The 12,707-nt window shown below is 69.6% G+C and carries 9 protein-coding genes and 2 riboswitches; of the genes, 5 read left to right on the plus strand and 4 right to left on the minus strand.

Going from position 1 to position 12,707, the window contains the following annotated elements; all coding sequences use genetic code 11:
- Positions 1 to 120: 120 nt before the first annotated feature.
- A riboswitch (cobalamin riboswitch) is annotated at positions 121 to 314 on the minus strand.
- 294 nt (positions 315 to 608) lie between these two features.
- A riboswitch (cobalamin riboswitch) is annotated at positions 609 to 856 on the plus strand.
- Positions 857 to 1,174: 318 nt separating this feature from the next.
- From NXI30_23955 to NXI30_23970, 4 genes are all read left to right on the plus strand, one after another.
- Positions 1,175 to 2,005 carry a DUF4465 domain-containing protein gene (locus NXI30_23955; GenBank protein MCR9097284.1) on the plus strand — a complete coding sequence of 277 codons (831 nt, stop codon included), beginning with the start codon at positions 1,175 to 1,177 and terminating at the stop codon, positions 2,003 to 2,005.
- A 149-nt stretch (positions 2,006 to 2,154) separates the two neighbouring features.
- Positions 2,155 to 2,967: a PEP-CTERM sorting domain-containing protein gene (locus NXI30_23960; protein MCR9097285.1), complete on the plus strand. Its 813-nt coding sequence runs from the start codon at positions 2,155 to 2,157 to the stop codon at positions 2,965 to 2,967.
- Positions 2,968 to 2,981: 14 nt separating this feature from the next.
- Positions 2,982 to 4,958, plus strand: a complete 1,977-nt coding sequence (locus NXI30_23965; protein ID MCR9097286.1) for a TonB-dependent receptor — start codon at positions 2,982 to 2,984, stop codon at positions 4,956 to 4,958.
- Positions 4,955 to 6,577 carry a hypothetical protein gene (locus NXI30_23970; GenBank protein MCR9097287.1) on the plus strand — a complete coding sequence of 541 codons (1,623 nt, stop codon included), beginning with the start codon at positions 4,955 to 4,957 and terminating at the stop codon, positions 6,575 to 6,577. The genes NXI30_23965 and NXI30_23970 overlap by 4 nt, the downstream gene beginning before the upstream one ends.
- A 12-nt stretch (positions 6,578 to 6,589) precedes the next feature.
- Here the strand turns inward: NXI30_23970 and NXI30_23975 are convergent, their stop codons facing one another.
- From NXI30_23975 to NXI30_23990, 4 genes are all read right to left on the minus strand, one after another.
- The gene (locus tag NXI30_23975) at positions 6,590 to 7,375 is read right to left on the minus strand and encodes an RNA methyltransferase (protein MCR9097288.1); all 786 of its coding nucleotides are present in this window, start codon (positions 7,373 to 7,375) and stop codon (positions 6,590 to 6,592) included.
- An 89-nt stretch (positions 7,376 to 7,464) separates the two neighbouring features.
- The gene (locus NXI30_23980) at positions 7,465 to 8,151 is read right to left on the minus strand and encodes a hypothetical protein (protein ID MCR9097289.1); all 687 of its coding nucleotides are present in this window, start codon (positions 8,149 to 8,151) and stop codon (positions 7,465 to 7,467) included.
- A gap of 290 nt (positions 8,152 to 8,441) precedes the next feature.
- Positions 8,442 to 9,401 (minus strand): LLM class F420-dependent oxidoreductase, encoded by a 960-nt coding sequence (locus NXI30_23985; protein MCR9097290.1) that lies wholly within the window; start codon positions 9,399 to 9,401, stop codon positions 8,442 to 8,444.
- Positions 9,401 to 11,185: a glutamine--tRNA ligase/YqeY domain fusion protein gene (locus NXI30_23990; GenBank protein MCR9097291.1), complete on the minus strand. Its 1,785-nt coding sequence runs from the start codon at positions 11,183 to 11,185 to the stop codon at positions 9,401 to 9,403. The genes NXI30_23985 and NXI30_23990 overlap by 1 nt, the downstream gene beginning before the upstream one ends.
- Positions 11,186 to 11,424: 239 nt before the next feature.
- Here NXI30_23990 and NXI30_23995 point away from each other — a divergent pair, with 239 nt between their 5' ends.
- Positions 11,425 to 12,705, plus strand: a complete 1,281-nt coding sequence (locus tag NXI30_23995) for a diaminopimelate decarboxylase (GenBank protein MCR9097292.1) — start codon at positions 11,425 to 11,427, stop codon at positions 12,703 to 12,705.
- The last annotated feature ends 2 nt before the right edge of the window (positions 12,706 to 12,707 follow it).

The raw sequence follows: 12,707 nt of genomic DNA on the forward strand, positions 1-12,707 counted from the left end.
CGCGGGCCAGCCCGTCGATCGAAGGTCGTGTGTCGTCTCGAAGACGAGACACCCGCTTCTCGCGATCCACGGGACCGAGCGAATCCGCCGGCCTGCCGCCGCTCCTCCTGACACCGAAGAAGAACGAAGCTCGAGACAGGCCGGTCTTCTGGCTCCCGGATCAACCCTTCGCGAAGCCTTCCCAACCCCATCGGGTCAGTGGCATGAATTCGCGTCGGTCCCCGGTTACAGCGACGGGCTCGCGCCGGAATTGCACCGGCTTCCCGCAGTCGACCGCCTCGTCTTTCGAAGCAGCCGACCGCCCCCAGCGAGATCTGCTGGAGGACACCTGACTCGTTATGTGCCGCCACTATGACACGGGCCCCGTGCGACCGTCAACGAGACCGACGACACCGGCGCTCGGCTCGGCGCACTCGACCGATGACCGGTCGAGTGTGCGAGACCCGGTTCGTTCGCACCGAGTCGCCCCACGCAAGAGACGAGCGAAAGGGGCCCAGCGGAACGAGAGCGGCCTGTATGTCGGCGGAGCTCGCCGAAATTGCAGCCCCCACCAGTGTGGGCTACGAAGCACCGATACGACGGTGAAGGGTGTCCCACGTTGGAGCGTCAAGTTGGCGACCGACGGGGGGCGGGCAGGACCTGATCCTGTTCACGGGAAGCCGGTGCAAATCCGGCGCGAGCCCGTCGCTGTAACCGGGGACGAACTGCACAGGGGCGAAGCCCCCAGCCACTGGCCGAATCCGGCTCTCTGCACCACGCATGACGTGCGGCGCAGCGACCCGAGAAGAAGCTGGGAAGGCGTGCAGCTTCGGCTGATCCGGAAGCCAGAAGACCGACCCTTCATCGGTGCTGCGTCTCTCCGAAGCAGAGAGCGCAGGGCAAGACGGAATCGACGCACGATCGCGGACACCGCCGGGACGCGGGGACCGTGATCTCTTTCGTATCTGGAACGGGGCAGCCCGACTGCTCCACGGATCGCTCTGCGGGCGGCCCGTGGGGAGCGCGCGCTCCCCTCTCGATCCGACGCCGAATCTCGAACCTCCCCCTGCGAATTCGTGCTCCGAGGAGTGACTCCGGACGGAAACGTCCCGGGTCGGCATCACCGAACGCCGTCCTCGATCGGCCGGAAACCCCGGCCAGCGGTCCCCGAAGCGGGACTGCGAGGAGCACTCTGATGTTGATTCGGCTCTCGTTCTCACCTGCTCTCCGTAACTCGGCGGAGCGCACGCGTCGTCCCTTCGGCGCGGCGGCCCTCGTCGCCACGCTGGCCACCCTGACTTCGACACACGCCGCAGCGCTGACGGCCACCTTCGAGGATCTCGGCCTCGACCCGTCGCCGCCCGGCGAGTTCATCGATCCGCCGACCTCCGGCGGAAGCTTCGTCTCGGGCGGCGTGACCTTCCTCAACGATGGTGGCTTCGGCGGCTTCTCCGCCTCGACGACGTCGGACACGACGACCCCCGGCTTCACCAACCAGTACAGCAACATCACGGGGGAAGGCGCGGGGGGTTCCTCGGCCTTCGGAATCGCCTCTGCGTTCTCGCCCGTCGAGCTCGCGTTCTCGACGCCCCAGACGGTGCTGACTGCGGAGTTCACCAACACCACCTACGCGGCGCTCTCGATGCTGAACGGCGACCAGTTCGCCAAGCAGTTCGGGGGACCGACCGGGGACGACGAGGACTTCTTCTTGCTCACGATCGAAGGACTCGACGGAATCGGCGGCGTCACCGGCGCGGTGGACTTCTATCTCGCGGACTATCGCTTCGCCGACAACGCCCTCGACTACATCGTGGACGAGTGGACGACCGTCAGCCTCGACGTGCTCGGCCAGGTCAATGGCCTGCGCTTCAGCCTGACCGGCAGCGACGTCGGGGGCTTCGGGCTGAACACGCCCGCCTACTTCGCGATCGACGATCTGGTCACGGTGCCCGAACCGGGGACCGCGCTGCTCCTCGGTCTCGGCCTGGCGGGACTCGCGGGCCGCTCGCGGCGAGCCCGCGCCTAGCTCGGGCGGGGCTCCTACGGCTCGAGCCCGGTCGCCCGTCACGGCGACCGGGCGAAAGCCCCGCGAGCGGACGCGGGTCTCGTCGAGACGATCCCCGTAACCGATCCCGGCTGGGACGTCCGGAAGCGACGTCCAGAGGAAACGAAACGATGCTCGAAGGCTCCTTCCGGCGAGGACGCGCCGTCGGCGCGACTCTGCCGCTGCTCGCCCTGCTCGCCGCGCCGGCCGGCGCTGGCCCCTGGTCCGACCCGGGCCACCCCGACGACTCGATGGTTGCCTGGGCGACCGCGGTCGAGGCCCTCGACCGCGGACCGCAGGACATCAACACGCCCGGTAGCCCCCTTGCCACCGCCGGCGCCGGCGCCAACTCCGTCGGCCCCGCAACGGGTGATCCGGGCGACACGGTCTCCCTCGGCGATGCCGGGACCATCACCCTGTCCTTCGATGAAGCCATCCACAACGGTCCCGGAGACGACTTCGCCGTCTTCGAGAACGGCTTCTTCGATCTCTTCGGTCTCTTTGCGGAATTCGCCTACGTCGAGGTCGCGAGCAACGGCATCGATTTCGCCGAGTTCGAGACCGATACGGTGAACACACTCCCGGTCGGAAGCTTCGACACGATCGACCCCACGGACTGGGTCGGCGTCGCCGGGCGGCATCCGGCGCGGACCGGGACGGGCTTCGATCTCGCCGACCTCGCCGGCGATCCCCTCGTACTCGCCGGCACCGTCGATCTGAACGACATCCGCTACGTGCGACTCACGGACGTGATCGGCGACGGCTCGACGACGGTGACGAGCGGCGGCCCCCTCTACGACCCCTACGCGACGCCCTTTCCCTCGAGCGGCTTCGACCTCGATGCGGTCGGCGTGATCCACGCGCCGGAGCCCGGATTCGCCGGTCTCCTCGGCGCGGGCGCCTTCGCCCTCGGCGTCGCTTCCGGCCGCCGGAGCCGCCGTTAGGTCGGGCCATGTGCGTGCGACGCCCGGACCGGATCGCGATCGCTCTCCTCGCACTTCTCTGGACCGCGACGCCCGCCGCCCTCGCAGCGGAGCGCGCGATCGGACCGGAGAAGGATCCCGTCGAGGAGATGATCGTCGTCGGGGAACAGCGGCCGGCACCGGACGTGCTGGCCGGCGCCACCACCAGCGTCCTCTCCGCCGACGCGGGCCTGCTCGAAGGCGCGCGCATCGACGAGCTCCTGGCCGACGTGCCCGGCGTCCAGATCCGCAACTTCGGCGGCGCCGGAGAGCCCGTCGAGATCTCGATCCGCGGATCCCGGCCGCAGCAGGTCCCCGTCTTCCTGGACGGCGTCCGCGTCGAGTCGACGCTCACGAGCCGCACCGATCTCTCCGCCCTCTGTCTCGACGTCCTCGACGAGATCCAGGTCACGCGAGGCGCGGGCGCGGCGCGCGCCGGGAGCGGCGCGATCGGCGGGGTGGTGAATCTCGTCTCGCGACCGGCGCAGAAAGAGCCCGAGACGAAGCTCCGCTTCTCCGGCGGTCACTTCGAGACCTACGAGGGCAGCCTCCGCCACGCCCGCCGGATCGGCGACTGGGGCCTCTCTCTCGCCTACTGCGGGTTCGGAACCGAAGGCGACTTCGAGTACCAGCGTGCGTCGACGTCGACCGGCGGCGGCTCCAATCCGGTCGAGCGGCGCGTGAACAACGATGCCGAGCGACACACGGGACTCGTGCGCGCCGAGCGCCAGTTCGGCCGCTTCGAGCTGGGCCTGACGCAGCTGACGACGCACCTGGAACGGGGCACGCCCGGCCAGGAGCTCAACCAGCGGCTCGAAGCCCGCGACGAGATCCTGACGCTCCTCTCGATCGCGCGGCTCGAGACGTCGCTCGAAGGCATGCCCGAAGGTCAGGCGGAGCTCCTCGTCGCCCACCAGCACCAACGCGACGACTTCGAGGACCCCGTCCCCCAGTTCGGCTTCGACGGTCTCGACGTCGAGACGACCAGTGATTCGCTGACCCCCCGGCTGACGGTCTCCGGCGCCTTCGACGCCCTCGGCGCGGATCTCGACGCGAGCGTGCTCTTCGAGGGCCGCTTCGACACGCGGGCGAGCAATGAGGCGAATCGTCGCTCTCGCGCCGGCGGCGCCGTCCGCGTGGAAGCCACGGCCCACTGGTTCGCGGATCGCCTCCGCGTCTCCCCCTCCGTCCGCGTCGAACGCTTCGAGGATCTCGACACGGAGTGGATCCCGGGACTCTTCGTCGAGGCCGAGGCGACGGATTGGCTGCTGCTGAAAGGCTCGGCGAGTCGCAGCTACCGGGCGCCCTCGTTCGGAGAGCTCTTCCTGCCCGACAAGGGCTTCGAGCGCGGCAACGAGAACCTCGACGCCGAGTCCGCCTGGAATTTCGAGATCGGCGGCGTGCTCACCAGTCCCTTCGCCTCGCCGCTCCTCGACTTCGAGATCGAGGGGACGTACTTCGCCGGCGAGATCGACGACTCGATCGTGTTCACGCGAATCAGCCCCTTCACGAGCTCCTTCGTGAATACGGGCCGCGCGGAGACGCGGGGTCACGAGCTCTCGGTTCGCTGGCGACCGCACGAATGGATCCGCGTGACTGCCGCCCGGACCGTGACGGACTCGAAGGACAAGGGTTCGGGTACCCAGCTGCCCGGGATCGCACGCTCCCAGATCGACGCCCGCCTGGAGCTCGGCCCCCGCGACCGGTTCAAGCTGCTGGGCGAGCTCCAGTACACGGGCGACATCAACACCTCGCCGGGCGGCCTCGCGAAGCTCGACTCCCGCGTGCTCTACGATGCGAGCGCCAGCGTCGATCTCGCCCGGATCGAGGCGATTCCGCTGCCCGAGCGGCTGCGCTCGCTCTGGCTCGTCGTCCGCGGTCGGAACCTCGGCAACGTCGCCACCCGCGATGCCGCGTTCTTCCCTCGTCCGGGCCGAAACGTGACGATCTCCATCGAAGGAGTGCTCCGATGAGCCGAGGACACCGCCTCGCCGCCCTGCTCGTCTGGATCGGCCTCTGCGGCTGTCCCGCCGGAGATGGCACCGACGGACCCACGCCCATCGTTCGCATCTCTTCCACGCCCGACTGCCGGGTGATCGGGGGTGGCTTTCCCTCGGGCTTCGCGGCCCTGCCGGGCACCCTCGATCAGGCCGCCGTCGTGAAATTCGGAATTGGAGAGCTGGCCGTGATCGGCCTCGACCTCGACGGCGAGCCGCCGACGCCGCTGGTCGCGACGGCGCCGGCGTTGCCGGAGGTCGCCGGGCGCTGCCGCACGGGCCTGTTCGTCGACAGTGACAGCAACGGCATCGCCGACCGGGACGACAACGACTTGCTCGGACTCCGAAACGGATTCCCGTGCGGCCTCGATCCACAGCCGGGCAACATCGAAGCGCTGGCTTCGGACCTCGTCGCCGTCACCACGTCGGGCTACGAGCAGATCCTCTTCTTCGACCCGCGCGATGGAGAGCTCCGGGCCGTGCAACTCGATCCTCCCCCGGCCGGCCCGGGCTTCGATCCGGCCGACTGGCGCCTCTGGCCCGCAGCGGGCGTACGCCCCTTCCAGACCGGCCTCTCGACCTGGGTCTGCGTCTACGGAGCGGGAATCCTCGACTCCGACGGCGATCCCGTCGGCGCCGATCCCCTCTGCGACCCCGGGCGGGACGGATTCCTCACTTCGTTCACGTCGGACGTCCTCCGTTCGAACGGCCGACTCTTCGTCGCGACCTCGAACCTGCTCCCGATTCGCGGGAGCCGATTCGCACCCGGCACCGTCCTCGCCTTCGACTTCGACGAGAGCGTCTCTCCGCCACGGGCCGCGCCCGTCGCGGCCGACGCCGTCCGACCGACCACCGGGTACAATCCGACCTCGCTCGCCGCGTACACCACGCCGTCCGGACGCGAGCTCGTCCTGGTCGGGGTGACCGGCGCCTTGACCCGCGACGGCGACCTCGTGACGCCATCGGCGATCGACGTGCTCGACGCGACGAGCCTCGACCTGATCGCGACGATTCCGCTCGGCTTCGCCGGCCTGGGGTTCGACGGGTTCGCGATCGACGCGACGAACCGGATCGCGGTGATCGGTGCGGTGGCGAACCGTGCGCTCTACGCAATCGACCTCGCGGCACTCGACGACCCGAGCCTCGGACTCGGGCCGGAGACCCTGCCGATCGTGCTCGACGGCATGACCCCGGGCTTTCCGGACGCGCGCGTCTACGACGCCGCGCGTCCATTCGAGCTCCCGAAGCGAGCCGACGGTCCGCTCGACAGCGTCTGCGTCGCGCAGACGTCCGCCGCGATCCGGGACGACAACGGCTTCGTCGCCGCCACGGAATACTGCGACGGGACGATCACGCGCATCGATCTGTCGCTGCCGCTCGCGCGCACGACACCCCTCGATCCCGATACGACGCTCCGCGTCGATACGATCTTCGAGGCGCTGGCCCCCGGCGACGCGGTCTTCGAGCCGCGGTTCCCGGGCGATGTCCTCATTCGCCCCGGAACGCCCGGGATCGACTACGACGGTCCCGACGTCCACTTCACGTTCGGCGACCCGGAAGGCGGGGTCTGCGGCCTCCGGATCGACGCGATCTGAGCGGGCGACCGCCTAGCGCGCGTCGCCCCCCGTGAGCCCAGCGGCGTGATAGGACACGAGCCCGGCGGCGACGGCGACGTTCAGGGATTCGAGCGGCCCGGCCATCGGGATCGAGAGCCGCTCGTCGAGCATCCCGGCGGTCGCCTCCGACAGCCCCTGCGACTCGCTGCCGAGCACGAAGACGGCGCGATGGGCAGGCTCGACTTCGAAGAGGCTGCGGGTGCCGCCCGCATCGAGTCCGTACAGCGAGAAGCCCCCGGCCTGAAGCGCGGCGAGCCCGTCGACCAGCGACGCGCAGCGCAGGACCGGACACGCGAAGACCGAACCCGCCGCGGCCCGCACGACGAGACCGTTCACCCAGGGCTGCCCCACCGTCGGCCAGAGCAGGCCGTCGAGCCCCGCTCCGACCACGGAGCGCACGACCATCCCCACGTTCTGGGAGTTGGTCACGCCGTCGAGGGCGAGCAGTCGCAGGGGACGGCGGGCGCTGCGCCCGGTCGCTGCGGCGAGGAAGGCGTCGACCTCGGTCACTTCGAGCAGGCGGACGCGCGCGGCGATCCCCTGATCGTGGCGCGCCGCGTGGGTCCAGCGGGAGAGCTCGTCGCGAGACGTCTCCTCGAGCGGCACGTCCTCCGCGCGACAGGCCGACTGGAGGGCCTTGCGATCCTGGGGCGAGGTGCCCTTCGCGAATCGGACGAGCGAGACCTCGACGTGCTCGCTCGCGAGCGCGTCGAGGACGGGGTGGCGACCGAAGACCACGATCTCGGTCGCACCGCGATGGGGATCCCGGCTGGCCATGGGCCCAAGCATCCCCGATCCCCGGGCGCGCGGCGAGGCTCGGTCGTCACCGGCGGATGCGTTTCGGATGCGGGCGGCGCGACGCCGTGTCAGACGCGCCAGACGAAGCGCAGCCGTCCGTCGAAGCGCTTGTTGTTCATGCGCAGGCAGACGACGTCGTTCAGGATCGGCGGAAAGCCGGGCTCCGCGCCGAGGACCTGCTTCAAGAGCTCCGCCAGATCGCGCGTCAGCTCACAGAGCGGGCGGCGTTCGTCGGGGACCTCGTCGTCGTCCCAGAGCACGAGGGCGAGGTCGAAGACCGGCGCCGGTCCGAGCAATCCGCGATAGACATCCCGGTCGAGCAGGTCGAAGCGGCGCGGCCCGACCAGCTCGATCAGGCTCGAGAGGGCGCGCATCAGGAGCGGGTAGCCGCTCTCCCCCTCGCTGCGCTGGGCAAAGCCGAGGACCGGGAAGGGACGCGACTCGCAGGTGACCGCAGCGTAGTCGATCGTTCCGTCCTGCCGCGCGTCTCCCCGATCGCTCGGATCGGGTCCGGTCCCGCCCTCGGCGACGTCCTCGAAGTCGAGCTCGGTGGCCAGACACGTGAACGAACAGCCATCCCCCTGGACGAAGAGCTCCCGAGACGGATAGAAGAAGGCGCTCCGGTCCGCCCCGTTGCCGGAGACGACGCGGAGATCCGCCCGGTTCTCCTTGGCCTCACGGACCTCGGCGACGCTCTGGAGGACCTCGTCGACGAGGAGCGCCGGGTTCTGGAGCAGATCGACGCACTCGACCATCTGCGATTCGAGGGACAGGGCACGAGTCCGCTCTTCGAACGCTCGGAGTGCGATCGGCGGCGGCGCTTGGCCGGTACCTGCTTCCTGTCGATCTGCGCCCATACGCGGGGCCTCGAGTCCGGTGGCGGAGGGTCCGACTGTTCATCGGCCACCCCCCGCGCGGGGCTGAGCCCTCGGCGCGTCAGATCTTCGGGAAAGGCTCGTCCGGCAGAGCCGGCGCAATCGAGACGCGAGCCATGTGCAACGTCGATCGTCCGAAGCCGTCCGGCACCGCCTCGAAGCGAGAACGCCTAACGCGGCGCGAGGTCGCGCATCGCCTGACGCTGGTCATCGGCGTAGAGGATCGCCAGGGCGGGGGTCGTCACGCCGGCTTCGCGGTAGCGCTCGATGTGCTCGCGGCACTCCTCGGGCGAACCGTGGATCACGAGGTCGTCGACGATCTCGTCCGGGATCGCTTCGAGGGCCGCCTTCCGGTCCCCCGCCTTCCACGCGTCCCACATGCCCTTCAGCTGGTCGCCCCGCCCGAGCCACTCGTGGAACGCCGCGTAGACCGGCACGTTCAGGTAGGCCGCGGCGCCCCGGCGCGCGATCGCGCGGGCCTTCTCGCGGTCCGCCGTCGGGATCACGAAGAGCCGCGCCACGATCTCCTTGTCCGGTCCGCCTTCGTGAACGTAGGGCGCGACCGTCTTCACGTCCTCGGCCGACAGCCAGTTCAGGATCGCGCCGTCACCGACCTTGCCGGCGAGCCGGAGCATCCCCTGGCGCAGCGCCGCGATCAGGATCGGCGGCTGCGGATCCGGCGGCGGCATCTGGAGCCGGAAGCCCTTCACGTCGAAGGAGTCGAAGGTCTCGGTCACCTTCTCGCCCGCGAGCGCCTGGCGCATGAAGTTCACGGTGTCGCGCGTCCGCTTGTAGGGCTCTTCGAAGGGGATGCCGTTCCAGTTCTCGACGATCACGTTCGAGGAGGTTCCGATTCCCATCACGAAGCGACCGGGCGCCGCCTCGGCGAGGCTGGCCGCGCTCTGGGCGAGGAGCGCCGGGCCGCGGGTGAAGGCGGGGATGATCGCGATTCCGAGACGCATCTCCGGCGCCCAGGCCGCGGCGAGGGCAAGCGGCGTGAAGCCGTCGTGCCCGCCCGCCTCCGAGGACCACAGGTCGGTGTAGCCGAGGTCGGCCAGCTCGAGGATCCAGTCGCGATGCTCGTGGAGGGGAACACCGCCGATCGGGAGAGACATGCCGAAACGCTTCATCACGCGTCCCCTTCCTTCCGCTTCTTCTGCTTGTTCTTCTTCTTGCCCTGGGTCGGACCGCCGCCCTTCGCACCCCCACCCTTCGCCACCTTCGCCCAGGTATCGCGGAGCGTCGCGGTCCGGTTGAGCACGAGGACCCCCGGCACGCTGTCGGGGTCTACGCTGTAGTAGCCGAGGCGCTCGAGCTGGAAACGATCGCCGACGTTCGCCTCGCCGAGGACGGGCTCGAGCTTCGCGCCGTTGCGCACGCAGAGCGAGTCGGGGTTGAGCGCGGCCTCGAGGCCCCCCTCCCCGTCCAGGTCCGGCTCCTCGTCCAGGAAGAGCGTCTCGTAGTCGCGGATCTCGGCCTCGATCGCGTGCCGGGCGCTCACCCAGTGGAGCGTGCCCTTCACCTTGCGGCCGTCCGGCGCGTCGCCGCCGCGCGTCTCGGGATCGTAGGTGCAGCGGAGCTCGACGATCTCCCCCGCCTCGTCCTTCACGACGTCGGTGCATGTCACGAAATACGCCGCTCGCAGCCGGACCTCTCGACCCGGGGCCAGGCGGAAGAACTTCTTCGGTGGATCTTCCAGGAAGTCTTCGCGTTCGATGTAGAGCTCGCGACTGAAGGGAACGGAGCGTTTTCCGGCGGATTCGTCCTCGGGGTTGTTGATCGCCTCGAGGAACTCCTCCTGGTCCTCCGGGTAGTTCTCGATCACGAGCTTCAGCGGATCGACCACGCCCATGCGGCGCGGCACCTCCTTGTTCAGGACCTGCCGGACGTGGAACTCGAGATTCGACAGCTCGATCAGCTTCGGACTCTTCCCGACGCCGACCGCCTTGCAGAACGCGCGGATCCCCTCCGGCGGATAGCCGCGCCGGCGCATCGCCGCGAGGGTCGGCATCCGCGGGTCGTCCCAGCCACGCACGTGTCCACCTTCGACCAGCCGGCGCAGCGCGCGCTTGCTCGTGATCGTGTGGGAGACGTTGAGCCGTGCGAACTCGATCTGGCGCGGGCGCGAGGGCGTCTCGACCTGGTCGAGGAGCCAGTCGTAGAGAGGGCGGTGGTCCTGGAACTCGAGGGAGCACAGCGAGTGGGTCACCCCTTCGAGCGCGTCCGAATAGCCGTGCGCGAAGTCGTACATCGGATAGATGCACCACGCGTCGCCGGTCCGGTGGTGCGCCTTGTTCTGGATCCGGTAGAGGATCGGATCGCGCATCGCGACGACCGGCGCCGCCATGTCGATCTTCGCGCGCAGGACCTTCTCTCCGTCCGCGAACTCGCCGGCACGCATGCGCGCGAGCAGGTCGAGGTTTTCCGGGGCGCTCCGGTTCCGGAAGGGGCTGTCGGTCCCGGGCTCGGTCAACGAGCCCTGGTTGGCGCGGATCTCGTCCGCGTCCTGGTCGTCGACGAAGGCCTTCCCCTGCTCGATCAACGAGACGGCGTAGCCGTAGAGGGTCTCGAAGTAGTCGGAGGTGAAGTGCAGGTGCTCGCCCCAGTCGAAGCCGAGCCAGCGGACGTCCTCCATGATTCCGTCGACGTACTCGGTGTCCTCGGTCGAAGGGTTCGTGTCGTCGAACCGGAGATGGCATCGGCTGTCCGGGTTCTCCGCGGCGACCCCGAAGTCGAGACAGATCGCCATCGCGTGCCCGACATGCAGATAGCCGTTGGGTTCCGGCGGAAAGCGGGTCACGACCCGCTCGTGCTTTCCGCTCGCGAGATCCTCGGCGATGATCGTGCGGATGAAGTCGAGCCCGCTCGTCTCGGCGGTCGTCTCGTCGCTCTTGCGCGTGTCGTCAGAAGACACCGTGCCCACCCCTGCCTGGGCCCTCCTCGGGGGGCGAGGGGCCCGCTCGGCCGGGAGTCTCGCACCTGTCGCGAGATCGGCAAAGTCCGGCGCGTCACTCGACACGGCTCGGGCCCCGGGTCCCCGCCGCCCAACGCGCGTGCTCGTCTCGTCGAAGTCCCGGCGCCGGCGGCTGCTATGGTTCGGCGCGCTCGCGCGGCCACTCGCCTGCCCGCTCGCGAGCCAGGAGCCCCCGAGCCATGCCCGCCCTGCGATTCTTGAACGAAGCCCTCATCGAGCGGATCCGTGAACGATTCGGAACCCCGGTCTACGTCTACGACCAGGCGACCCTCGAGCAGGCCGCGCGCGAGGTGAAGGCCTTCCCCGCGCCCTGCTCCCTCGTCGGTCGCTACGCGATGAAGGCCCTGCCCAACCGCTCGGTGCTCCAGATCTTCGACGCCGCGGGCCTCCACGTCGACGCGAGCTCGGGTTTCGAAGCCGAGCGCGCCCTCGCGGCGGGCATCGCCCCGGAGCGCATCCAGATCACCGCCCAGGAGATCCCCAAGGACCTGAAGGGGCTCGTCCAGCGCGGCGTCCTCTACAACGCGTGCTCGATCCACCAGCTCCGCACCTTCGGCGAGCTCTTTCCGGGCGGCGAACTCTCGGTCCGCATCAACCCGGGACTCGGTTCCGGCCACAACAACCGAACGAACGTGGGCGGCCCCTCTTCGTCGTTCGGGATCTGGCACGCCAAGGTCGACGAGGTCCTCGCGATCGCGGCGGAGTTCGACCTGACGATCTCCGGGCTTCATACGCACATCGGCTCCGGCGGAGACCCGGAAGTGTGGAAGCGCTGCGCCGCGTTGACCCTCGCCATCGCACGCCGGCTGCCGGAATTGAACCGGCTCTCCCTCGGCGGAGGCTTCAAGGTCGCGCGGCTGCCCGACGAGAACAGTGCCGACCTCCAGGACATCGGCCGCCACCTTGCCGAGGAGCTCGCAAGCTACGTGGCCGGTCGCGGCGACGCCTTCCAGCTCGAGATCGAGCCCGGCTCCTACCTGGTCGCCAACGCGGGGGCGATTCTGGCGGAGATCATGGACGTCGTGGACACCCACACGCCGGCGAGTGAGCATGGCGAAGCCGCGACCGGCATGGACTTCCTCAAGGTCGACACCGGCATGACCGAGCTGCTCCGGCCCTCGCTGTACGGCGCCCAGCACCCGATCCACGTCGTCCCGCACGGGCGGGAGGCGTCGGAGGACGAGGTCGACTACGTGATCGCGGGCCACTGCTGCGAGTCCGGCGACATCCTGACGCCCGCCCCCGGCGACCCCGAAGGCCTCGCTCCGCGGCGCCTCCCGCGCGCCCGGATCGGCGACACCCTCGTGATCGAAGGCGCCGGCGCGTACGCGGCCGGCATGAGCGCGAAGAACTACAACGCGTTCCCGGAAGCGGCGGAGGTCCTGATCGGCCTCGACGGGGAGCCCCGGCTCATCCGCGAGCGTCAGACCCTCGAGCAGGCGCTCGCCAACGAGGTCTGACG

It is taken from the genome of bacterium, assembly GCA_024742285.1.
Taxonomy (GTDB): Bacteria; Myxococcota_A; UBA9160; order UBA9160; family UBA4427; genus UBA4427.